Source organism: Sphingobium scionense (assembly GCF_014197035.1).
GTDB classification, from domain to species: domain Bacteria; phylum Pseudomonadota; class Alphaproteobacteria; order Sphingomonadales; family Sphingomonadaceae; genus Sphingobium; species Sphingobium scionense.
In genome coordinates this window covers 110,992-132,343 of sequence record NZ_JACIEU010000001.1, presented here as the reverse complement: position 1 = coordinate 132,343, position 21,352 = coordinate 110,992, and the positions used below count along the sequence as shown (strand labels likewise).

Here is a 21,352-nt window from a genome sequence, read left to right as displayed (position 1 = left end):
GGGGGATCATGCAAATCCCTATGTGATTGGATGTGATGACACGCGGCGAGTTTCTTCGGTGGATGGCGGGCGGTCTGGCTGGCGCAATGCTGGCCCGTCCGCTTGCCGCCGCGGGAGGCTATGATTTCTGGTTCACGCGGCTGCGCTATGACTCGGGCGACTGGGATGTGGACCAGCGCATGCCGTCCAACCTCATCACCTCGCTGATCGATTACACGATGCTGCGGGTCGATCCGAAGGAGCATGTCGTCGCTCTTTCTGACCCGAAGATGCTGACCGCGCCTTTCTGCTACATGGCGGGGCACAAGCTGGTCGAATTTTCGGAGGCCGAGCGGCGCAATTTCGAGCGCTATGTCCGCAATGGCGGCTTCGTCCTGGTGGATGATTGCAACCATGACATAGACGGGCTGTTCGCCCGCTCGTTCGAGGCGCAGATGGCCAAGATTTTCGGCCCTAAGGGCTTGAAGACGCTGCCCAGGACCCATCCGGTATATCGCAGCTTCTTCAAGTTCGACGGGCCGCCCAATACCGGGCTGGAACTGAACGGCTGGGGCGACGATCTGGTCCACGACTATCTCAAGGGGATAGAGGTCAATGGCCGCCTGGGCGTTCTCTACAGCAACAAGGATTATGGCTGCGAGTGGGACTATGACTGGCGCAACAAGCGCTTCCTGGCCGAGGATAATACCAGGTTCGCGGTCAATATCGTGATGTACGCGCTGTCGTCGTGACGCCTTCGCTCTACTTTTTCGTCATCCCCGCGGAGGCGGGGATCCATCTCCCAAGCCATCCCCAGCCGCAAGGTCCGGTGATGGATTCCCGCCTTCGCGGGAATGACATCGTTATTCGAGGATAGCAGACCGATCATGACCGATATCAGCGAAGCGGAAATCCAGCAGAAACTGGCGCGCCTCGGCGAATTGCGCGCGGCGATCGGCCAGGCGATCGTGGGGCAGGGGGCGGTGGTCGAGCAGTTGCTGATCGGCCTGCTTGCCGGCGGCCATTGCCTGCTCGAAGGGGTGCCGGGTCTTGGCAAGACATTGCTGGTCCGTTCGCTCGGCGAAGCGCTCAAGCTCGACTTCCGCCGGGTACAGTTCACCCCTGACCTGATGCCGAGCGACATTCTCGGCACCGAATTGCTGGAGGAGGATCATGGCACCGGCCATCGCAGCTTCCGCTTCCAGAAGGGGCCGGTCTTCACCAACCTGCTCCTCGCCGACGAACTCAACCGCACCCCGCCCAAGACGCAGGCGGCGCTGTTGGAGGCGATGCAGGAGCGCACCGTCAGCTATGGCGGCACCACCTATCAGCTTCCCTCGCCCTTCTTCGTGCTGGCGACGCAAAACCCGCTGGAACAGGCCGGCACCTATCCGTTGCCCGAGGCGCAGCTCGATCGTTTCCTCCTCCATATCCGAGTCGATTATCCGACCGAGCAGGAAGAGCATGACATTCTCGCCCAGACCACCGGCGCCAGGCCCGGCACGGTCCCGGCGGTGATGCAGGGCGAGGAAGTGCTGGCGCTCCAGAAGCTGGTGCGCGACGTGCATTTCGGCGAGGATCTGCTGCGCTGGGTGACGCGCATCGTGCGCGCCAGCCGGCCGGGCGAGGGCGCGCCGGAGGAAATCCGCAAATATGTGAAATGGGGCGCGGGGCCGCGCGCGGGCCAGTCGCTGATCCTGGCGGCCAAGGCGCGCGCCTTGCTCCAGGGCCGTCTGGCGGCGACGCGCGAGGATATTGTCGCGCTGGCCGGGCCGGTGATGCGCCACCGCCTGCTGCTGTCCTTCGCCGCCGAGGCAGAAGGGAAGAGTGCCGACGATGTCGTCGCCGCGCTCGTCCGCGCCGTGCCGCTCGGCTGATCCGGACACAACGCCATGGCCGATTTCATTCCCCCCGATGTGCGCAGCCGGCTGAAAAGCCTGCGCCTGCTCACGCGCCGGGCGGTGGGATCGCATGGCCTCGGCCTGCATCACAGCCACAGCCGGGGCGCGGGCCTCGAATTTGCGCAATATCGCGCCTATGAGCCGGGCGACGAGCTGCGCCAGATCGACTGGAAGCTCTATGCCCGGTCGGACAAATTCTTCGTCCGTGAAGCGGAGCGGGAAAGCCCGGTCGCGGTCTGGATATTGATGGATGCCAGCGCGTCGATGGGGCAGGCGGACGCGACCCGGCCCGATTATAGTCGGCTCGATGCAGCCAAGGGGATCGCCGCCAGCATCGCCGAACTGGCGATGCAGCAGGGCGATCGCTTCGGCTGGATGGCGCTCTCCGACACGGGGCTGCGGCTGTTGCCGCCCGCCACCGGCCTGCGCCAGCGCGACCGGCTGCTGCTCGACATGCTGCCGCTGCGGGCCGAAGGGGGCTTTGCCGTCGACGCGCAATTGGGGCCGGTCTGGGAACGGATCGGCGCGCATGATCTGGTGATCCTGCTCAGCGATTGTTTCGAGCCGGGTGCGATCGATCTGGTCGAGAAGCTGGCCGCCGCCGGGCGCGAGGTGCTGGCGGTCGAGATGCTGACCGTGGGCGAGCGGGATTTCCCGTTCGACGGCGGCTATCGCTTTCGTGACCCGGAGACGGGCGAGGAACTGCTGGGCGACGGCGCCGCGCTGCGCGCCGAATTTCTGCGCCGCTTCGGTGAGGCGCGCGCGGAACTCCATGCCCGGCTCGATGCGGTCGGCATCCGCCGCGCGAGCCATGTGCTGGACGAGCCGATCGACCTGCCGCTGCGCCGCCTGTTCGACGCCCATGACGCGGCCGAATATTCATGATGCCCGCCTTGTTGCTCCCCGCCGCGCTGGCCGGCCTGCTGGCGCTGCTGATCCCGCTCGCGATCCATATTGCCCGGCGCAGCGAGCAATTGCCGACCGATTTTGCCGCGCTGCGCTGGCTGCGGCAGAAGCCGAAGCCGCGGTCCCGCCTGCGCTTTGACGAATGGCTGCTGCTTGCCCTGCGCCTCACCCTGCTGACACTGGTCGTGCTGTGGCTCGCCCATCCGGTGCTGTTCGGTGCTGCGAGCAAGCAGCCCTATGTCGCGCTGACGCCCGGCGTCGATCCGGCGGCGGTAGATGACAAGGTGCTGGCGGAGGGCAGGGCGCACTGGCTGGTGCCCGGCTATCCCCGTGTCGAACCGGGCAAGCCGATCACGGCCGACGCCATCCCGCTCGCCAGCCTGGTGCGCCAGCTGGACGCGGACCTGCCGCAGCGCGCGCCGCTGACCATCATCGTGCCGCAGATCCTCCAGGGTGCCGATGCGGAGCGACCGCGCCTGTCGCGCAAGGTCGACTGGCGCATCGTCCCCGGCGCGATGCCGGCGGGCAAGCCGGTGCCGGTGAAGCTGCCGTCGATCGCCATCCGCGCCGATAGTGCCCATGCGGGCGGGTTGCGCTATATTCTGGCGGTGGCGGGCAGCTGGCAGTCGGCGGGCAAGCCGGCCGATGTCGACAGCGGCCCGCTGACCGCCCCATTGCCGCCGTCGGACAAGATCTTGTTCTGGATGAGCGCCGGCACTTTGCCCGATGCGCTGCAACGCTGGATCGCGCAGGGCGGGCAGGCGGTCGTCCCATCCGATGCGCTGCTGCCCCAGGGCGCGACGCCCGCGCCCCTGTGGCAGGATGATCTTGCCCGGCCGCTGGTGGAGGCGATGCCGATCGGCGGGGGACGCCTGCTCCGCTTCACCCGCTCGTTGCAGCCCGCACGGATGCCGCAAGTGCTGGAGGCGGATTTCCCCGCCCGCCTGCGCGCGCTGATCCAGCCGCCGACTGTGGCGCCACAGCGCACCGATGCCGCCGCCTATGCGCCGCTGACCGGTGGACGTGCCTACCCGCAGCCGCCAGCCGACCTGCGCCCCTGGCTGGCGCTGTTGATCGCGGCGCTGCTGCTGGTTGAACGCTGGTTCGCCACCAGCAAAAAGCGGGCGATCGCGCCATGAGCGCCGATGCTCTGCTCTCCACCTGGCTGAGGCCCAGCCGCCAGCGCGTGCGGCTCGACACGCTGCTGCTCGGCCTGCCGGGCCTGTTGCTCGCAACCACACTTGTCTGGCGCTTGGCCGGACTGGTGCCGGCGGCGATCCTGCTGCTGCTCTGCAGCGCGCTGCTCAGCGGCCTCATCGTCCGCCGCGCCCGGCGTTTCGACCAGGCCTGGCTGGTCCGCCGCCTCGACGCCCGCCGTGCCGATCTGGAGGATAGCAGTGCGCTGCTTTTCGCCGATCCGCAGGCACTGGGGCCGCTGCAACGGCTGCAACGATCCCGCCTTGACCAGCGGCTGGGGCAGGGCATGCCGGAGGAACTGGCGCCGGACTGGTCGCGCCGCATGATTATCGCACTCTGGGCCGTGGCTTTGCTCGGCATCGCCACCCTGTTGCTCTGGCCGCGCGGCAGCGACAAACCCGTCGTATTGGCCCCTGCGGCCGAGGGCATCGCCGCAAAGCCCGGCATTCCGCGCCTGGTGGCGCAAAATCTGCGTATCATCCCGCCCGCCTACACCGGCCTGTCGCTGCGCGACGAGGCCAAGCTCGACGCCCGCGCACCGCTGGGAACGCGCCTCGAATGGACCTTCCGCTTCGACCCGCAGGCGAATGCGCCGGCGCTGCTGCCGCTCGGCGGCGCGGGCGTTGCGCTACGCCGGGATGGCGAGCACTGGATCGCCAGCCGCACGCTGGATGCCTCCTTTCTCTACCGCGTCGACCCTGCCTCCGGGCGCGGCCCGCTGCCGCCGCTGCACCGGATCGATGGCGTCGTTGATGCGCCGCCGCAGGTGAAGCTGATCGCGCCCGCCGCCAGCCTCAACATGGTGGCGCCGGGCCAGCGTAGCTGGACCCCGGTCTTCGCCGCGACCGACGATTATGGCGTCGCCGCCACCGCCCGGCTGCGCATCACATTGGCGATCGGCGAGGGCGAGAATATCCGCTTCACCGAGCGCGAAATCGCAGTGTCAGGCACCGGAGCGGCGCGCGACCGGCGCTTCGCCCCGCGCCTCGATTTCGGCGCGCTCGGCTTTTCGGCCGGCGGCGACATGGTGGTGCAGATCATCGTGCGCGACAATCGCGTGCCCGCGCCGCAGGAAGTGCGCGGCCCCAGTGTCATCCTGCGCTGGCCCGCGGTCAAGGCGCCCGAGAGCGGCGGGCTGCAAGGCATGGTCAACACCACTTTGCCGGCCTATTTCCGCAGCCAGCGCCAGATCATCATCGATGCCGAGGCGCTGCTGAAGCGCAAGCGCAACCTGTCGACCGACAAATATCTGTCGCAATCCAACGGCATCGGTAACGACCAGAAAATCCTGCGCGGCCGCTACAGCCAGTTTCTGGGGGGCGAGAGCGAAGGCGAGCCCAGCCTGCCGACCGCCGACGCGGATGGCCATGGCGAGGGCGACGGCCATGATCATGGCCCGCCGGTCGCGACCCCCAATGTCTTTGGCGAGAAGGAGGACGTGCTCGCCGAATTCGGCCATCCGCACGATGAATCGCCCGCCTCCAGCCTGGACCCGGAAACCCGCGCGATCCTGAAACAGGCGGTGGATGAGATGTGGCAGTCGGAAATGCAGTTGAAGCAGGGGCGACCCGACCTGGCCTTGCCCTTTGCCTACAAGGCGCTGCGCTTCATCAAGGAAGTGCAGCAGGCGACCCGTATCTTCCTGTCGCGCGTCGGCCCGGAATTGCCGCCGATCGATCCCGCCCGGCGCATGACCGGCAAGCGGGAAGGGATAGCGGGCAATTTCGAGCCGCTGGTCGCGGTCGAGGGCGATGACGGCCCGGCCGCCGCCGCATGGCGCGGATTGGCGCAGGGGCAGATGCCCCTCGACGCGCTGGAGGGCTGGGCGCGCGCCAACGCCGCACGCTTGCCCGATCCGCTGGCATTGAGCGGTGCGATCGACGCGGCCCGGCGCGATCCGGGCTGCGCCTCCTGCCGCGACAAGCTGCGTGCGCAATTGTGGATGGCGATGGAGCGGCCGCAGGGCGGCGTGGCGCGGCGGCGCCCGGCCGATGCTGCCGGCGCCCGCTATCTCGGCGCGATCGGGGGACGCCCATGAGCGCGCAAGTCATTACCGCGCTGCTCCTCGGCGCGGCCGTGCTGGTCGGCTGGGCCAGGCTGCTGCTGTGGCAGCGCACGGCCGGCGATCTGGGCGCACGGCCCTGGCGCCTCGTGGCCCTGCTGCTGCTCCAGCCGGTCGTCGCGCTGCTCCTTTATTTCGCCCTGTTCCCGCCCGCTCTGCCGGTGGCGGGCGGCACGCTGACGGTCGCGACCCAGGGCAGTGCGCGCTTCGCATCGGCCGGCAAGGGCGCGCATCTGGTCGCGCTGCCCGAAGCGCCGGACGTGGCGCGCGCCGAAGCCTTGCCGGATCTGGCGACCGCGCTGCGCCGCTATCCCGACACCCGCCGCCTCGTCATCCTGGGGCAGGGCCTCGTCGCCCGCGATCGCGATGCGGCCAGGGGGCGCGCGATCGATTACACGTCGCCGCCGTCCCGGCCCGGCCTGATCGCGCTGGCCAAGCCCGACAGGGTCGCACCGGGGGGCACCTTCGCGATCGGTGGGCAAGTGGCGGGCCTGCCGAAGGCGCAGGTCGAACTGCTCGATCCCGCCGGGCGCGTCACCGATGCCGCCGCTGTGGATGGCGACGGCCGTTTCAGCCTGACCGGCACCGCCCGCGCCGCCGGCACCGCCGAATTCACCCTGCGCCTGCGCCGCGCCGATGGCGGGCTGGTCGAACAGGCGGTGCTGCCCCTGCGGATCGAGGGCGATGCCGCGCCGCGCCTGCTGATCCTCGCCGGTGCGCCGGGGCCGGAGGTCAAATATCTGCGCCGCTGGGCGACCGACGCCGGCTATGCCGTCACCGTGAACATGAGCGCGGGCGGCGGCATCGCGCTGGGCGACGCACCGGTGGCGATCAACGCCGCCAGCCTGCGCCGCTATGACCTGCTGGTCGCTGATGATCGCGCCTGGACCGGCCTTGGCGGCGCACGCGGCGCGGTGCTGGACGCGGTGCGCGGCGGCATGGGGCTGCTGCTACGCGGCAGCGGTCCGGCCGACGGCGCCCTGCGCGGCCAATGGCGCGCGCTGGGTTTCGACCTGTCCGGCGGCAATGGCGTCGCGCCGATCGCCCTGCCGGCATCGCTGGCCGCCGATCGCGCCCGCACCCGTGCCGGCATCGGCAGCGCCGACATACCCGCGGACCTCAATATCGGCGACGACCTCCTGCCCGAAGCGACCCGCATGGATGGCGTCCCGACCGGTCGCGACGCGGTGCCACTGGTGCAGGACGCCGCCGGCACGCCGCTCGCCGCCTGGCGCGCGCTGGGTGCCGGCCGCGTCGCAGTCTGGACCGGCCTCGACAGCTTCGGCCTGGTGCTGAGCGGCCGGGGCGATCTTTATGGCGACTGGTGGAGTCGGATGATGGCCGCCGTGGTGCGGCCAATTGCCGGTTCGATGCCGGCCTTCTCAGGCCCGGCCTGGGTGAGCGAACGGATCAGCCTGTGTGGCCTGAAGCCTGGCGCCCGTGTCGATGACGCGCCCTTGGCGATCGATCCGGCGACCGGCGATTGCGCCGCCTGGTGGCCTGATCGCGCAGGTTGGCACCAATTGCGCCGGACGGATGGCTCGTCAGCGGCCTTCTACATCTACCCCGCCAATGCCCTGCCGGCGCTGCGGACCGCGCAGATGCGTCAGGCCATGACACTGTTACAGGGCACGGATCAGAAGACGGATTTTGCCACGGCCGCACGCGCCTTTCCCGGCCCGTCCTGGCCCTGGCTCCTCGGCTGGCTGATCGCCAGTGCCCTGCTCTGGTGGTTCGAGCGGTCCCGGATCGGCCGCATGGCGATCCCGCAGACCTAACCCACGCCCAGCATCATCGGTCGCAACCGCTCGCTCGTCGCCACCAGCCAGCCGACAAACTGGTCGATCCGGGCAATGCCGCGCAGGTCGCGGGGCACCACCAGCCAGAAGCTGCGCTGGATGTCGACCGCCTCGGCCAGGACGCGGACCAGCCCCGGCATGGCGTCGCCGATGAAGCAGGGCAATATGCCGCAGCCCGCACCGCTGGCGATGATCTCCGCCTGGGCATTGATGCTGCTCGACCGGATCGACGGCTCCAGCCGGGCGTCAACCTCCGCCAGATAGCGCAGTTCGGGCGCATAGATCTGGTCGGGGACATAGCCGACCAGCACATGGCGCAGCAGGTCGCCCTTGGCCTTCAACGGCGGCGCGCTCTCCAGATAGGCGGGTGTGGCATAGAGGCCCAGATGATAGTCGGTCAGCTTGCGGGTGATCAGCGGACCGGTCTTGGGCCGGGCCAGCATCACCGCAATATCCGCCTCGCGCCGGGAAGGATTGAGGAAGCCGCTCGACGCCACCAGATCGATCTCGATGCGGGGATGATCGGCGGTGAAGCTGCGCAGATGCGGCGCGATCACCCGGCTGCCAAAGCCTTCCGAAGCGCTCAGGCGGATCGTCCCGGCCATCTGCGCGCCGGCCGCGCTGCCGCTTCGCTGCACGCCGAGCGCCGCCGCCTCCATCCGCTCGGCCTGTTCCAGCAGGCGCGTGCCATGGTCGGTCAGCACATGGCCGGCCGGCGTATGCTCGAACAATCGTTGCTCCAGCGTCTGTTCCAGCCGCTTGATCCGCCGCGAGATGGTGGTGGCGTCCATCTTGGTCATCGCCGCCGCCGTGCTCAGGCGCTCGGTGCGCGCCACCGCCAGGAACAGGCGCAGGTCGTCCCAGTTCATGGATGCGGCATTTTTGCAGGATGGATATGCATATCCGTCATATTGCCTGCATTTCTGATATGCTGCAAGGCGGGTGAAAGCATATTGGCCAAAAGCATATTGGAGAGGATGGACCATGCGTATCATCGATCATGTCATCAGCGGTCATGTGGGCGATGGCGGCCGTACCAGCGACGTCTTCGACCCCAATGGCGGCACCGCACAGGCGCAGGTGCGCCTCGGCACCCAGGCCGATCTCGATGTTGCCATGGCCGCCGCACTTGCCGCCCAGCCGGCCTGGGCCGCGACCAACCCGCAACGCCGCGCCCGTGTCATGTTCGCTTTCAAGACGCTGGTCGAACAGAATATGGACGAACTCGCCCATCTGCTCAGTTCCGAACATGGCAAGGTGATCGCCGACTCAAAGGGCGACATCCAGCGCGGGCTGGAGGTGATCGAGTTCGCCTGCGGCATCCCTCATGTGCTCAAGGGCGAATATACCCAGGGCGCCGGCCCCGGCATCGACGTCTATTCGATGCGCCAGCCGCTCGGCGTGGTCGCCGGCATCACCCCGTTCAATTTCCCCGCGATGATCCCGATGTGGATGTTCGGCGTCGCCATCGCCTGCGGCAATGCCTTCATCCTCAAGCCCAGCGAACGCGACCCCAGCGTCCCCGTGCGCCTCGCCGAACTGATGCGGGAGGCGGGGCTGCCCGACGGCGTGTTGCAGGTCGTCCATGGCGACAAGGAAATGGTCGACGCGATCCTCGACCATCCCGAGATCAGAGCGGTCAGCTTCGTCGGCTCGTCCGACATCGCCCATTATGTCTATCGCCGCGGTGTCGAGGCGGGGAAGCGCGTCCAGGCGATGGGCGGCGCCAAGAATCACGGCATCGTCATGCCCGACGCCGATCTCGACCAGGTGGTGAATGACCTGGCCGGCGCGGCCTTCGGTTCGGCGGGCGAGCGCTGCATGGCGCTGCCGGTGGTGGTGCCGGTGGGCGAGGCGACGGCGATCGCCCTGCGCGAGAAGCTGATCCCGGCGATCGACGCGCTGCGGGTCGGCGTCTCGACCGATGCCGACGCCCATTATGGCCCGGTCGTCACCGCCGCGCACAAGGCGAAGATTGAATCCTATATCCAGATGGGCGTCGATGAAGGCGCCGAACTGGTGGTCGACGGGCGGGGCTTCAGCCTGCAGGGACATGAACAGGGCTTCTTCGTCGGTCCGACCCTGTTCGATCGGGTGACGCCGCAGATGCGCAGCTATCAGGAGGAAATTTTCGGCCCCGTGCTTCAGATGGTGCGGGCTGACAGTTTCGAGGACGCGCTGCGCCTGCCGAGCGACCACCAATATGGCAACGGCGTCGCCATCTTCACCCGCAACGGCCATGCCGCGCGGGAATTTGCCGCGCGGGTCAATGTCGGCATGGTCGGCATCAATGTGCCGATCCCGGTGCCGGTCGCCTATCACACGTTTGGCGGCTGGAAGCGCAGCGCCTTTGGCGACACCAACCAGCATGGCATGGAAGGCGTGAAGTTCTTCACCAAAGTGAAGACCGTCACCCAGCGCTGGCCCGACGGCGGCGCCACCGGCGACAGCGCCTTCGTCATCCCGACCATGGGGTGAGGGGAGCGGGGAGGCACGGCAATGCCTCCTCCGTCATGCTGGCGAAAGTCAGCATCCATTCTCTCTAGGCCAGAGGCGGAAAGCCCAGCATGACGGCACGATCTTCCCAGAATGGATTATCCTGTTCGATCAGCGCGATCTTCCAGTCGCGTCGCCAGGCTTTCAATTGCTTTTCTCGCACGATGGCGGCGTCCATCGTTTCGGCCATTTCATAATGGATCAGCCGCTTTACCCCGTGACGTGCCGTAAAGCCAGGGACAGCGCCGGTGCGATGCTGATGCAGCCGCGCCATCAGGTTGGATGTGACCCCGATATAGATTGTGCCATGACGCCCGCTGGCAAGGATATAGACGCAAGGTTGACGGTTCATTCCGGCACCGCGCTAAATGGATGCTGACATCCGTCAGCATGACAAGTTGAAAGAATGAGACAAGCCCCATGACCCAGTTCGACCTCACCGACGAGCAGCGCGCCGTGCAGGAACTGGCGCAGCGCTTCACCGCGGATGCGATCACGCCCCATGCCGCCAGGTGGGACGAGGATCATCATTTCCCCCGCGACACCATCCGTCAGGCCGCTGAACTGGGCTTTGGCGCCATCTATGTGTCGGAGGAGAGCGGCGGCATCGGCCTTGGCCGGCTTGAATCGGCGCTCGTCATGGAAGCGATGGCCTATGGCTGCCCCTCCACCTCGGCCTTCATATCGATCCATAATATGGCTGCCTGGATGATCGATCGCTTCGGCGACGAGGCGGTCAAGCAGCGCTATCTCCCGTCGCTCGTCACTTGCGAGACGATCGCCTCCTACTGCCTGACCGAACCCTCAGCCGGCTCCGACGCGGCATCGCTGCGCACCCGCGCAGTCCGGGACGGCGACCATTATGTCGTCACCGGTTCCAAGGCGTTCATTTCGGGCGGCGGCGAAAATGACATCTATGTCGTGATGGTCCGCACCGGCGAGGATGGCCCCAGGGGCATCAGTTGCCTGGTGATCGAAAAGGACATGGATGGCGTCAGCTTCGGCGCGCAGGAGCGCAAGCTCGGCTGGCATTCGCAGCCCACCGCCCAGGTCAATTTCGACGGTGTCCGCGTGCCGGTCGCCAATCGCGTCGGCGCGGAGGGGCAGGGCTTTGCCATCGCCATGGCCGGGCTCGACGGCGGCCGTCTCAATATCGGTGCCTGCTCGCTCGGCGGCGCCCAGCGCGCGCTGGATGAGGCGGTCAATTACACCCGCGACCGGCGCCAGTTCGACCGCGCGATCGCCGATTTCCAGAATACCCAGTTCACCCTGGCCGATATGGAGACCGAGCTTCAGGCCGCCCGCGCGCTGCTCTATCTCGCTGCGGCGAAGGTGAGCGAGGGCGCGCCCGACAAGACCAAATTCGCCGCCATGGCCAAGCGCTTTGCGACCGATACCGGTTCGGCCGTGGCCGACCGCGCGCTGCAACTACATGGCGGCTATGGCTATCTGATGGACTATCCGGTCGAGCGCATCTGGCGCGACCTGCGCGTCCACCGCATCCTGGAGGGCACGAACGAGATCATGCGCATGATCACCGCCCGCGAACTGCTCAAGGCCTGAAGGGGGTGACCATGACCGACGATATGCTGATTGCGGTGGAGGGCGGCGTCGGCCGCCTGCGGCTGAACCGGCCCAAGGCGATCCATGCGCTGACCCGCGCCATGTGTGCGACCATGACCGACGCGCTGCTCGCCTGGCAAGATGATCCGGCGATCCGCGCGGTGATGATCGACCATGCCGAAGGGCGCGGCTTCTGCGCCGGCGGCGACATCCGCCTGATCGCGGAGAGCGCGGCCGGCGACAATCTGGCCGCGCGCGATTTCTTCGCGACCGAATATCGCCTGAACCATCTGCTCTTCACCTATGGCAAGCCGGTGATCGCCTTCATGGACGGCATCACCATGGGCGGCGGCGTTGGCATCGCCCAGCCGGCGCGCCATCGCGTCGCGACCGAACGCACCGTCTATGCCATGCCCGAAACCGGCATCGGCCTGTTCCCCGATGTCGGCGGCGGCTGGTATCTTTCGCGCCTGCCGGGTCGGTCGGGCCGCTATCTCGCCGTCACCGGCGCGCGCATCGACGGGGCGGACGCGATCGCACTCGGCCTTGCCACCGACTATCTGCCGAGCGATCGGCTGGAGGAGGCGAAGGCGGCGATCATCGCCGACCCGTCCGATATCGACGCGGTACTGGTGCGCTTCGCCGTCACCCCGCCCGACAGCCATTTCGCCACCCGCCTGCCGGATATCGACCGGCTGTTCGCCAGCGACCGGCTGGAGGATATCTATGCCGCGCTGCGCGCCGACGGATCGGACTGGGCGCAGGCGCAACTGGCCGCGCTCGACACCAAATCGCCCCAGACGATGAAGGTCGCGCTGCGGCAATTGGCGCAGGCCAGCCGCCTGACCCGCTTCGTCGACAATATGGCGATGGAATATGATCTCGCCTGCCGCATCATCGCCCGCCCCGACATTGTCGAAGGCGTGCGTGCGCTGATCGTCGACAAGGACAACCAGCCGCGCTGGAACCCGCCGACGGTGGAGGCGGTGACCGACCAGCTGGTCGACGCGATCTTCGCGCCGCTGCCGGACGGCGAGCGCTGGACGCCGCTGCCCAAGGCGGCGGTCGACGCCTGAGAGTGTATTTGGAAATGCGCCGCTGGCGCATCCGCACCGGCCCGCACCCCCACCCGACCGCCCATCAGGGTACCATGTCTGGGCGGTCGGGTGGGGGTGCGGGCTGGTGCCGCATCGAAAATGCGCTCTTCCGCGCATTTTCCAAACAGATTCTGATATAATAAAAGGAGAGGACGGACATGAGCAGCATCGGCTTCATCGGCCTGGGCAATATGGGCGGCGGCATGGCCGCCAATCTGGTGAAGGCGGGCCACGCTGTCACCGCCTTCGACCTGTCCGAAGCTGCGCTGGCCCGCGCCGAAGCGGCTGGCTGCACGCGCGCGGCATCGGCGGCGGATGCGGTTACGGGTGTCAGCATCGTCGTCACCATGTTGCCCGCCGGCAAGCATGTCCGCGCCGTCTATGGCGAGCAATTGCTGGGCGCGGTCGGACCGGACACGCTGCTGATCGACTGTTCGACCATCGACGTCGCCTCCGCCCGCGCCGTCATCGAACAGGCGGCCGAACACGGCCTCGCCATGGTCGATGCGCCGGTGTCGGGCGGCATTGCGGCGGCCAATGGCGGCACCCTGACCTTCATGGTGGGTGGCGAAGATGCCGCCTTCGCCCGCGCCGAACCGATCTTGCAGGCGATGGGCAAGGCCGTGATCCATGCCGGCGCGGCGGGCGCGGGGCAGGCGGCGAAGATCGTCAACAACATGCTGCTGGGCGCCACCATGGTCGCCACCTGCGAAGCCTTCGCCCTCGCCGAAAAACTGGGCCTCGATCTCCAGACCTTCTTCGACATTTCATCAAAGGCGTCGGGGCAGAGCTGGTCGATGACCAGCTATTGTCCGGTGCCCGGCGTCGGCCCGGAAACGCCGGCCGACCGCGATTATGAGGGCGGCTTTGCCAATGCGCTGATGCTCAAGGATCTGAAGCTTGCGGTGGAGGCCGCCCATGGCGTTGACGCCAGCGTGCCGATGGGGGCGGCGGCAGAGTCGCTCTACCAGGCGCTCGTCAACAGCGGCGCGGGCGCGAAGGATTTCTCCTCCATGATCCGCTTCCTCAAGGGCGCGGCGGCCTGACATCCCTGACTTGACTGCAACCACATATGATCTACTGTGTATCATATGTGGTTGCGCGATCGCTCCTGCGCGCGTGACGGCAGCATGGGAGAGAGAGATGATGGTGGCACTGGAGGCGCGCGACTATTTCACCGATCGCGGCATATTGCAGGATCCCTACGCCTTTTTCGAGGCGGTCCGGGCACATGGCCCGGTCTATCAGCCGCCGGGGCGCGACTATCTGATCGTCACGGGCTTTGCGGAAACGCTCGAAGTCCTCGCCAATGCCCAGGATTTTTCCGCCGTCAACGCACTACAGGGGGCGGCGGCCCCCTTGCCTTTCGTGCCGCAGGGCAGCGACATCAGCGCGCAGCTCGAAGCGCACCGGCCCGATTTTCCCGGCGGCACGATGCTGGTCGGGCTGGACGACATGCCCCACACAATGTTGCGCGGGCTGGTCAACCGGCTGTTCACTCCCTCTCGCCTGAAGGCGAATGAGCGTTTCATATCGGATTATTCGGACCATCTGGTGCGCCAGGCGGTGGCGCAGGGGCGCGCCGAACTGATCCGGGACATCGCCACCCCCTTCGTCACCCTGGTGATCGCGGATCTGCTGGGCGTGCCGGCGGAGGATCGCCAGCGCTTCATGGACCTGATCGATGCCGCACCGCCGCCCGGCAGCCTGGACGCGGCGGACAATGACTATGCGGGGGAGGGGCATCCGCTGATCGTCATGGGCTCCTATTTCGCCGCCTATGTCGAGGATCGGCGGCGTCATCCGCGCGAGGATATATTGACCGAGCTGGCGCTGGCCAAATATGCCGACGGGACCACCCCCAGCGTGGCGGAGATCGTCAATCTCGCCACCTTCCTGTTCGGCGCCGGTCAGGACACCAGCGCCAAGCTGCTGGGCAACGCCATGCGCTATATTGTCGATCAGCCGGGCCTTCAGGACCAGCTGCGCGCTGACCCGGCGCTGATCCCGGCCTTGATCGAGGAGGTGCTGCGGATCGAGGGATCGAGCAAGCAGACGGCGCGGGTCGCGCGGCGCGATACCCGGATCGGCGATCGGGCGGTGCCAGCGGGCACCTGCATATTGCTGGCACTGGCGGCGGCCAATCGCGATCCTGCGCGCTGGGCGGGGCCGGCCGATCTGCAACTGGATCGTCCCCGTATCCGCGAGCATGTCGCCTTCGGCCGGGGCAAGCATGTCTGTGCCGGCGCGCCGCTTGCCCGTGTCGAGGTGCGGATCATCCTGGAGAAATTTCTGGAGCATAGCAGCGCGATCGAACTCGACCCGGCCCGCCATGGCCCGCCCGGTGCCCGCGACCTGTATTTCGAGCCGAGCTTCATTATTCGCGGGCTGGCCGATCTGCATCTGACCCTGACGCCATCGGCCGCCGCGCTGGCCGACCAGGCAGAGGCAGGGGCAGGGGCGTTCCCCGTTGCGGGGCAAAAGCCGCAACCGCAGGCGGAACCGCAGGACGAAATGCTGTCGACCGCTCGCACGAAGATCGGCGTGCTGCTGGCCGATCCGCAGACGCGCAGCCTGCTCGATCGCTATTTTCCCGGCGTGGCCGATGACCAGCGCATCGCCATGGCGAGGGGCATGACGCTCCGCGCGATCCAGCCCTTTGCACCGTCGCAGTTCACCGATGCGGCGCTCGACGCGCTGGATGCCGATCTGGCGGCTCTCGCCGCTTGAGACGGCGGCGCGGGTCGATGGCCCGCGCCGCTCCGGTCTCAATTATTGACGAAGGTCAGCGTGGCGATGTTGTAGAGCGTCGCCACCTTGGCCCCGCGCAGGCTGAGGTCGCCCTTTTCCTCCTGCGTCGCGGTCAGGATGTAGCGGCCCTTTTCCTTGATCGGCAGGGTCACGCGGCCCTGGGCGTCGGTGACGAAGCCCTTCGACCATTTGTCGGGCGAGATCGCGGTCACCTTGACCCCGGCAAGCGGCTTGCCGTCGCGGACCAGCGTGAAGCTGTTGGCGCCCGCAGCGGTCGGCACGATTTCCAGCGGCATCCCCGCCTTGGCCTCGCTGCGGCCGGCGCGCGCATAATAGATCACGCCTTCCTTCTTGCCGTCCTCGCCCCAGGGATCGAACACGCTGTCGTCGATCACGCGCACGTCACCGGCGGGCACGGCGACCTCGATATAGCCGGCCTTGCGCACTTGCGCGGCGGAGGATGCAGGCACCAGCTTGGGCGCCTTCAGCTTCTCGAACTCGGGGTCGCCGCCTTCGGGCAGCGGATCGCCCGGTTCGCCCAGATAGATGCGGGCCGGGCCGGCGCCGTCACGCTCGACCCACACTTCATGCGCCTGCGCCATCACGGGCAGGCAGGCGATCGCCAGCAGCGCACTAGTCCATTTCAGCATAGTCTCTCTCCTCAGAAACGGAAGCCGACCGTGCCCATGACGTTGCGCGGCGCGCCCATGAAGCAGTCGCCACGCGCCAGGCAGGACGCGTAGAATTTCTTGTTGAGCAGGTTGGTCGCGTTGAGCGCGAAACGCCAGTCCTGCCAGGTGATTTCCGCCAGCGCGTCGACGGTGGTGCGCGACGGCGTGACGATCGACCAGATCGAACTGGTCGACACGCTCTTGCCGCTATAGACGACGCCGCCGCCCAGCCGCAGTTGCGCCTCGTCGGCCAGGCCGAAGGTCTTGGTGGACCAGAGCGATGCGGTGTGGCGCGGCATATAGTCGAGGCTGGTGTTGGTTTCCGACTTCAGCTTCGAATAGCCATAATTGGCCAGCAGCTCGAAATTGCCGGGCAGGGTGTGGCTCGCCTCGATCTCGAAACCCTTGGTGTTCAGCACGCCCGACTGGGTCGTGCCGCCGGCGGCGAGATAGAGGACGCGGTTGCGCTCCTTGATCTTGAAAACGGTGGCGGTGACCAGGGTGCTGGGCGCCGGCTGCCACTTCACGCCGGCTTCATATTGGGTGCCGGTCTGCGGCTTGTAGGCATCGCCATAGCTGCCATCGCCATTGTCGATCCGGCCGGCGACCGGCAGGAAGCTTTCGGTGTAGCTGAAGAAGGGCGAGATGCCGGCGCCGATTTCGCCGATGATGCCGGCGCGGAAGGTGGTGGCATTGTCCTTCTGGCCCGAAGAACCGGTCACGCGATCGCGGCGGGCGCCCAGCACGACCGATACCCGGTCATAGAAGCGGATCTGGTCCTGGACATAGACGCCCAGCTGCTTCTGGCTGTCGCTGGTGAACGGACCGGTCGGATCATAGGTCGCCAGCGCATCATAATCGATGTCGTAAAGGTCGACCAGTTCATAGCCGCCGGCATAACGCTTGGACACCTTGTTCCAGCTATAGTCGATACCGACCAGCAGCTTGTGCTCGATATTGGCACCGGTGTTGAAATTGAACTGGACGTTGTTGTCGGTCGAAAAGACGTTCATCCGCGCGTCGCTGGCGTCGGCCGTCAGCGCGATGGTGCGCCCGTCGGTGCCATAGACCGAGAAGGGATCCTGCGGGTTGGAATAGCTGTCGGCATAATGGGTGTTATATTCCAGGTCGCTGTCGATATAGCGCGCCTTGAGGTTCAGCTTGATATTGTCCGAAAAGCGATGGGTGATGGAGCCACCGCCCTGCAGCGACCGGCCATCATAGCGATCCCAGCCGGCCTTGCCGACGAAAGTGTAGCGATCCAGCTGCTCGCCCGCGACATTGTTGGGCATGAAAGTGCCGACGATCGGCAGGAACTGCGACGTCGAACCGGTATCATCCTCCTGATAGAGGCCGGTCAGCACGATGTCGGTATCCGGGGTCGGCTGCCAGCGGATCGAGGGCGCGAACATCACGCGGTCGTCGGGGACATGGTCGACATAGGTGTCGGCGTCGCGGACGCGGCCGACGAAGCGCACCGCCAGATTGTCGGCCAGCGCGACATTGACGTCGCCCATCGCTTCCTTGCGGTCATAGCTGCCATAGACGAGGTTGAGTTCGCCGCGCGTGGTGAAATCGGGCGTCTTGCTGACCAGGTTGACCAGGCCGCCGATCGACCCCTGGCCGAACAGCACCGATGCCGGACCGCGCAGGATTTCCACGCGCGAGAAATTATAGGGGTCCGACGTGATCGACGCATAATAGCTGAAGATGTCGCGCATGCCGTCGCGGAACTGCAGCGCATCCAGGCCACGCACGTTGAAACCGTCGACGCGGGTATCGCGGCCATAGGGATTGGCCAGCACGCCGGCGGCATATTTCACCGTGTCGCTGATGCTGATCGCACCCTGTGACAGATATTGTTCGGACGTGATGACCTTGATCGGCTGGGGCAGCTCGACCAGCGCGGTGTCCGTCTTGGACCCGGTGGTCGCGGCGGTGACGACGATGCTGTCTTCGTCAGTGCGGGGGGCGTCCGCAGCGGCCGCCTCTGCCGACCAGGCGGTGCCATGGCACAGCGCGATCAGGGCCGCGCCGCTCAATGCGATGAACTTCTTCATATGGGATCCCCCGTGACTCGGTTATGGGGCGCCCATAGCGATATTGATATTCGTTCGCAATTCTGTTGACTTGCATTTGCGAAAGGCATGTTGCGCAAATGCAACCGGCCGCTCCCGATGGAGCGGCCGTGCGCTGGTTGGAAACCGGCTGTGGCCTTATAATTCCTCGGGCCAGTAGAGCCGCATCGGATTGCCGATCAGCAGCTTGCGCTGCAATGTCTCCGTCGGGGCGATGCGCGGGATCATGTCGACCAGATGGCCGTCATCGGGGATCGCATCCTGCATGTTCGGGTGCGGCCAGTCGGTGCCCCACAGCACGCGGTCCTGATAGTCGGCGACCAGCGGTGCGACCGCATCGGCAAAGGCGTTCCATGGGTCTCCAGTCGGGTCCAGACGATCCGGGCAGGTCGCCTTGAACCAGATGTCGTCGCGGCTGTCGAGGAAGGCGCGGAACGCCTTCATGTCGGCGCCATCCGGCCCCTGGCTCACGTCCGGGCGGCCCATATGGTCGATCACCAGCGGCACCGGAATCGCGTCCATGAAGGGGCGCAGTTCCTCCAATATGTCCGCCTCGAAATAGATGACGACATGCCAGCCCCTGGGCAGGCGGTTCGCCACTTCCAGGAACCTGTCCTTGGGCGCGTCATCGACCAGGCGTTTCAGGAAATTGAAGCGGATGCCGCGCATTCCGCCCTCATGCAGGGCGGCGAGGTCAGCCTCCGAAATGGCCGGATCGACCACGGCGACGCCGCGCGCCTTGCCGTTCGACCTGGCGATGGCCTCCAGCGTCGCCGCGTTATCGGTGCCGTGGCAGCTTGCCTGGACGATGACGTTGCGGGCGAAGCCCAGATGGTCGCGCAGCGCGAACAGCATGTCCGGGCCGGCATCTTCCGGCAGATATTTCGCCTTCGCGCTGAAGGGGAATTGCGCCATCGGGCCGAACACATGGCAATGGGCGTCGATCGCACCGGCCGGCGGGGTGTAGCGCGGTTTGGTCGGATTGCCGTGCCAGCTAATGATCCGGCCAAGTTGGGGGGCGGTCATGCGAAAACCTCTCCATCCATCAGCTTGCGCGCGGTGCGCAGCATGGCGGCGCTGGTGACCGCGCCGCTCTCGTCCAGTTCCATGACGCAGGTCGTCTCGCCGGTCGGATGCTCGACCGACAGCGTCTTGCGATTGCCTTGGGGGATCGACGCCACCTCGGCCGCGGGCGATCCTTCGATCAGGCAGGCGGTGGCGACGCTGACCGCGCCGAGCACGCCGATCGAGGCATGGGCGCGATGCGGGATGAAGCTGCGCACCGTGACCGCACCGCCATCGCGGGGCGGGGCGACCAGCATCATCTTGGGCACCGACTTTTCGCGCACGTCACCCAGGTTCATCCGCTCGCCGACGGCCAATCGGATCGCCTCGATCCGGGCCTTGAGCGCGCTGTCCTTGTCCAGCGTGTCGCGGTCTTCATAGCCGGTAATGCCGACATCCTGCGCCTTCATCACGACGCAGGGCATGCCATTGTCGATCAGGGTGACGCGCACGCCCTCCACCTCGTCAAAGGCGTTGCCGGTCGGCAGCAGCGCGCCGCAGGAGGAGCCGGCGGTGTCGCGAAACTCCAGCGGGATCGGCGCGGCGCTGCCGGGCACGCCGTCGATCCTGGCCTCGCCATCATAGCGGACCTTGCCGCCGGGCGTCTGCACCGTGGCGATCGCGATCTGCCCGGTATTTTCCATGAAGATGGCCACGCGGGTCTCGCCGTCCTGCGCGGCGACGAGGTCGCGCTCGATCGCGAAGGGGCCGATGCCGGCCAGGATATTGCCGCAATTCTGCGCGTCGCTGACGATCGCCTGATCGACGAAGACCTGGAGGAAGAGATAGTCGACATCGACGCCCTCCCGCTCGGATTTCTTCACGACGCCGACCTTGCTGGTCAGCGGATCGGCGCCGCCCATGCCATCGATCTGGCGCGGATCGGGCGATCCCATGACCCGCAGCAGGAAGGCGTCGCGCGCGGCACCATCGGCGGGCAGGTCTTCCGAAAGGAAATAGCCGCCCTTGGACGTGCCGCCGCGCATCCACATCACGCGGGTGCTGGTCTGGCCGTCAGACATATTTCAGGCCCATTTCCTGCAGGCGCGGGCGCATATTGTAGATGTCGAGGCCCAGTTCCCCGGCGGCCAGGCGGACGCGTTTGGCTTCCTCGGCGGCTTCGCGGCCCTGCGCTTTTTCCAGCACGGCGGCGGCATCGGCGCGCGGCACGATGCACACGCCGTCATCGTCGGCGATGATGACGTCACCCGGATTGACCAGCGCATTGGCGCACACGACCGGGATGTTGACCGATCCCAAGGTGCCCTTGATCGTGCCCTGGGCATGGACCGCCTTGGACCAGACCGGGAAGTTCATCTGTTTGAGGTCGCGCACGTCGCGCACGCCCGCGTCGATGATGAGGCCACGACAACCCCGTGCCTGGGCGGAGGTGGCGAGCAGGTCGCCGAAATAGCCGTCGGTGCAGGGACTGGTCGGGGCGAGCAGCAATATGTCGCCTTCCTTCAACTGCTCGATCGCGACATGGACCATCCAGTTGTCGCCCGGCGGGGCGGAGATCGTCACCGCGCTGCCGGCGATGCGGGCGCCCGGATAGATGGGGCGCATATAGGGGGCGAGCAGGCCCTTGCGGCCCTGGGCTTCATGGACGGTGGCGACGCCCGCCTTGGCGAGGCCATCGATGACGGACAGGTCCGCCCGTTCGATATTCTGGACGACAATGCCGGACATCAAGCCTTCTCCTAGCGCATAAGTTGACAGCGATGTGGACAGGTGCAGCGCGATGCTCAAATCCGAACTGGAACCAGTGCATAAATTTTTGCTAAGTG

At 66.8% G+C, this 21,352-nt stretch carries 18 protein-coding genes; 11 read left to right on the top strand and 7 right to left on the bottom strand.

Annotated elements, in window-relative coordinates; translation table 11 throughout:
* Positions 1-62: 62 nt before the first annotated feature.
* The 6 genes from GGQ90_RS00550 (at position 63) to GGQ90_RS00525 (ending at position 7,823) form a co-directional block, all read left to right on the top strand.
* Entirely contained in the window at positions 63-731 is a 669-nt protein-coding gene (locus GGQ90_RS00550) for a DUF4159 domain-containing protein (RefSeq protein WP_246428074.1), read from the top strand.
* Positions 732-866: 135 nt separating this feature from the next.
* The gene (locus GGQ90_RS00545) at positions 867-1,856 is read left to right on the top strand and encodes an AAA family ATPase (RefSeq protein WP_188080322.1); all 990 of its coding nucleotides are present in this window, start codon (positions 867-869) and stop codon (positions 1,854-1,856) included.
* A gap of 15 nt (positions 1,857-1,871) precedes the next feature.
* Complete coding sequence (locus tag GGQ90_RS00540) at positions 1,872-2,765, top strand: DUF58 domain-containing protein (RefSeq protein WP_188080321.1); 894 nt, start codon at positions 1,872-1,874, stop codon at positions 2,763-2,765.
* Positions 2,762-3,925, top strand: a complete 1,164-nt coding sequence (locus tag GGQ90_RS00535; protein WP_188080320.1) for a BatA domain-containing protein — start codon at positions 2,762-2,764, stop codon at positions 3,923-3,925. Before GGQ90_RS00540 ends, GGQ90_RS00535 begins: the two co-directional genes overlap by 4 nt.
* Positions 3,922-6,021 carry a DUF4175 domain-containing protein gene (locus GGQ90_RS00530; RefSeq protein ID WP_188080319.1) on the top strand — a complete coding sequence of 700 codons (2,100 nt, stop codon included), beginning with the start codon at positions 3,922-3,924 and terminating at the stop codon, positions 6,019-6,021. The genes GGQ90_RS00535 and GGQ90_RS00530 overlap by 4 nt, the downstream gene beginning before the upstream one ends.
* Positions 6,018-7,823, top strand: coding sequence for a carboxypeptidase regulatory-like domain-containing protein (locus tag GGQ90_RS00525; RefSeq protein ID WP_188080318.1), 1,806 nt, complete (start codon positions 6,018-6,020; stop codon positions 7,821-7,823). The genes GGQ90_RS00530 and GGQ90_RS00525 overlap by 4 nt, the downstream gene beginning before the upstream one ends.
* Here the strand turns inward: GGQ90_RS00525 and GGQ90_RS00520 are convergent.
* Positions 7,820-8,713, bottom strand: a complete 894-nt coding sequence (locus GGQ90_RS00520) for a LysR family transcriptional regulator (RefSeq protein WP_188080317.1) — start codon at positions 8,711-8,713, stop codon at positions 7,820-7,822. The two genes, GGQ90_RS00525 and GGQ90_RS00520, sit on opposite strands and share 4 nt — an antisense overlap.
* Positions 8,714-8,828: 115 nt before the next feature.
* Between GGQ90_RS00520 and GGQ90_RS00515 the strand changes: the two genes are divergently transcribed.
* Positions 8,829-10,322, top strand: coding sequence for a CoA-acylating methylmalonate-semialdehyde dehydrogenase (locus GGQ90_RS00515; protein WP_188080316.1), 1,494 nt, complete (start codon positions 8,829-8,831; stop codon positions 10,320-10,322).
* Positions 10,323-10,386: 64 nt separating this feature from the next.
* Here the strand turns inward: GGQ90_RS00515 and GGQ90_RS00510 are convergent, their stop codons facing one another.
* The gene (locus tag GGQ90_RS00510) at positions 10,387-10,692 is read right to left on the bottom strand and encodes a GIY-YIG nuclease family protein (protein WP_188080315.1); all 306 of its coding nucleotides are present in this window, start codon (positions 10,690-10,692) and stop codon (positions 10,387-10,389) included.
* Between the two features lie 68 nt (positions 10,693-10,760).
* Here GGQ90_RS00510 and GGQ90_RS00505 point away from each other — a divergent pair, with 68 nt between their 5' ends.
* From GGQ90_RS00505 to GGQ90_RS00490, 4 genes are all read left to right on the top strand, one after another.
* Positions 10,761-11,903: an acyl-CoA dehydrogenase family protein gene (locus GGQ90_RS00505; RefSeq protein ID WP_188080314.1), complete on the top strand. Its 1,143-nt coding sequence runs from the start codon at positions 10,761-10,763 to the stop codon at positions 11,901-11,903.
* A gap of 11 nt (positions 11,904-11,914) precedes the next feature.
* The gene (locus tag GGQ90_RS00500) at positions 11,915-12,979 is read left to right on the top strand and encodes an enoyl-CoA hydratase/isomerase family protein (protein ID WP_188080313.1); all 1,065 of its coding nucleotides are present in this window, start codon (positions 11,915-11,917) and stop codon (positions 12,977-12,979) included.
* Positions 12,980-13,158: 179 nt separating this feature from the next.
* On the top strand, positions 13,159-14,046 hold the full coding sequence (gene mmsB, locus GGQ90_RS00495; RefSeq protein WP_188080312.1) for a 3-hydroxyisobutyrate dehydrogenase: 888 nt from the start codon (positions 13,159-13,161) through the stop codon (positions 14,044-14,046).
* A 100-nt stretch (positions 14,047-14,146) separates the two neighbouring features.
* Positions 14,147-15,730: a cytochrome P450 gene (locus GGQ90_RS00490; protein WP_188080550.1), complete on the top strand. Its 1,584-nt coding sequence runs from the start codon at positions 14,147-14,149 to the stop codon at positions 15,728-15,730.
* Between the two features lie 38 nt (positions 15,731-15,768).
* On the opposite strand, the gene GGQ90_RS00485 is transcribed toward GGQ90_RS00490, so the two are convergent.
* From GGQ90_RS00485 to ligK, 5 genes are all read right to left on the bottom strand, one after another.
* Positions 15,769-16,401, bottom strand: coding sequence for a DUF4198 domain-containing protein (locus GGQ90_RS00485; protein WP_188080311.1), 633 nt, complete (start codon positions 16,399-16,401; stop codon positions 15,769-15,771).
* Between the two features lie 11 nt (positions 16,402-16,412).
* Positions 16,413-18,482 carry a TonB-dependent siderophore receptor gene (locus tag GGQ90_RS00480; RefSeq protein WP_188080310.1) on the bottom strand — a complete coding sequence of 690 codons (2,070 nt, stop codon included), beginning with the start codon at positions 18,480-18,482 and terminating at the stop codon, positions 16,413-16,415.
* 156 nt (positions 18,483-18,638) lie between these two features.
* A complete protein-coding gene (locus tag GGQ90_RS00475) occupies positions 18,639-19,526 on the bottom strand; it encodes an amidohydrolase family protein (RefSeq protein WP_188080309.1) in 888 nt (295 codons plus the stop codon).
* Positions 19,523-20,587 (bottom strand): 4-oxalomesaconate tautomerase, encoded by a 1,065-nt coding sequence (locus GGQ90_RS00470; protein WP_188080308.1) that lies wholly within the window; start codon positions 20,585-20,587, stop codon positions 19,523-19,525. Before GGQ90_RS00470 ends, GGQ90_RS00475 begins: the two co-directional genes overlap by 4 nt.
* The gene (ligK, locus tag GGQ90_RS00465; protein WP_188080307.1) at positions 20,580-21,254 is read right to left on the bottom strand and encodes a 4-carboxy-4-hydroxy-2-oxoadipate aldolase/oxaloacetate decarboxylase; all 675 of its coding nucleotides are present in this window, start codon (positions 21,252-21,254) and stop codon (positions 20,580-20,582) included. Before ligK ends, GGQ90_RS00470 begins: the two co-directional genes overlap by 8 nt.
* Positions 21,255-21,352: the final 98 nt, after the last annotated feature.

Excerpts from the sequence above, each read along its gene's own strand:
- GGQ90_RS00550 (WP_246428074.1), top strand. The coding sequence starts at position 63 with ATGGCGGGCGGTCTGGCTGGCGCAATGCTGGCCCGTCCGCTTGCCGCC.
- GGQ90_RS00545 (WP_188080322.1), top strand. The coding sequence starts at position 867 with ATGACCGATATCAGCGAAGCGGAAATCCAGCAGAAACTGGCGCGCCTC.
- GGQ90_RS00540 (WP_188080321.1), top strand. The coding sequence starts at position 1,872 with ATGGCCGATTTCATTCCCCCCGATGTGCGCAGCCGGCTGAAAAGCCTG.
- GGQ90_RS00535 (WP_188080320.1), top strand. The coding sequence starts at position 2,762 with ATGATGCCCGCCTTGTTGCTCCCCGCCGCGCTGGCCGGCCTGCTGGCG.
- GGQ90_RS00530 (WP_188080319.1), top strand. The coding sequence starts at position 3,922 with ATGAGCGCCGATGCTCTGCTCTCCACCTGGCTGAGGCCCAGCCGCCAG.
- GGQ90_RS00525 (WP_188080318.1), top strand. The coding sequence starts at position 6,018 with ATGAGCGCGCAAGTCATTACCGCGCTGCTCCTCGGCGCGGCCGTGCTG.
- GGQ90_RS00520 (WP_188080317.1), bottom strand. The coding sequence starts at position 8,713 with ATGAACTGGGACGACCTGCGCCTGTTCCTGGCGGTGGCGCGCACCGAG.
- GGQ90_RS00515 (WP_188080316.1), top strand. The coding sequence starts at position 8,829 with ATGCGTATCATCGATCATGTCATCAGCGGTCATGTGGGCGATGGCGGC.
- GGQ90_RS00510 (WP_188080315.1), bottom strand. The coding sequence starts at position 10,692 with ATGAACCGTCAACCTTGCGTCTATATCCTTGCCAGCGGGCGTCATGGC.
- GGQ90_RS00505 (WP_188080314.1), top strand. The coding sequence starts at position 10,761 with ATGACCCAGTTCGACCTCACCGACGAGCAGCGCGCCGTGCAGGAACTG.
- GGQ90_RS00500 (WP_188080313.1), top strand. The coding sequence starts at position 11,915 with ATGACCGACGATATGCTGATTGCGGTGGAGGGCGGCGTCGGCCGCCTG.
- mmsB (WP_188080312.1), top strand. The coding sequence starts at position 13,159 with ATGAGCAGCATCGGCTTCATCGGCCTGGGCAATATGGGCGGCGGCATG.
- GGQ90_RS00490 (WP_188080550.1), top strand. The coding sequence starts at position 14,147 with ATGGTGGCACTGGAGGCGCGCGACTATTTCACCGATCGCGGCATATTG.
- GGQ90_RS00485 (WP_188080311.1), bottom strand. The coding sequence starts at position 16,401 with ATGCTGAAATGGACTAGTGCGCTGCTGGCGATCGCCTGCCTGCCCGTG.
- GGQ90_RS00480 (WP_188080310.1), bottom strand. The coding sequence starts at position 18,482 with ATGAAGAAGTTCATCGCATTGAGCGGCGCGGCCCTGATCGCGCTGTGC.
- GGQ90_RS00475 (WP_188080309.1), bottom strand. The coding sequence starts at position 19,526 with ATGACCGCCCCCCAACTTGGCCGGATCATTAGCTGGCACGGCAATCCG.
- GGQ90_RS00470 (WP_188080308.1), bottom strand. The coding sequence starts at position 20,587 with ATGTCTGACGGCCAGACCAGCACCCGCGTGATGTGGATGCGCGGCGGC.
- ligK (WP_188080307.1), bottom strand. The coding sequence starts at position 21,254 with ATGTCCGGCATTGTCGTCCAGAATATCGAACGGGCGGACCTGTCCGTC.